At 56.2% G+C, this 235-nt stretch carries 1 protein-coding gene; it reads right to left on the bottom strand.

Translation table 11 applies throughout. The features are described 5' to 3' along the window. Positions 1-235: hypothetical protein (locus ABR397_RS24075; protein ID WP_455430670.1), on the bottom strand; the 235-nt coding region annotated here is incomplete at both ends.

The following is a 235-nucleotide window of genomic DNA, read 5'->3' as shown; positions in this document are numbered from 1 at the left end:
TTCATAACGCGCCGATGGGGTCAGTTTTCCCGGCTCATATAACCAGTGAATGCTGTGCTCGTATCCCACCGTGCCGTCTGCATATACCGGCGTCTCTTCTATCAGCTGGTCACCGCTCCACAGATAATCGTAACCGATAATCGCCGTCGGTTTCAGTGCCCGGTCCGGCAGTCCGTCCAGCCACCGTTTCAGGTTGGCAGCCTCCAGTGCGCTGTCCACTTCTTTGCGTTTACTG

It is taken from the genome of Photorhabdus viridis (genome assembly GCF_040256935.1).
GTDB classification, from domain to species: domain Bacteria; phylum Pseudomonadota; class Gammaproteobacteria; order Enterobacterales; family Enterobacteriaceae; genus Photorhabdus; species Photorhabdus viridis.
The sequence above is the reverse complement of the archived record's forward strand: the minus strand, read 5'-3'. Positions and strand labels throughout refer to the sequence as shown.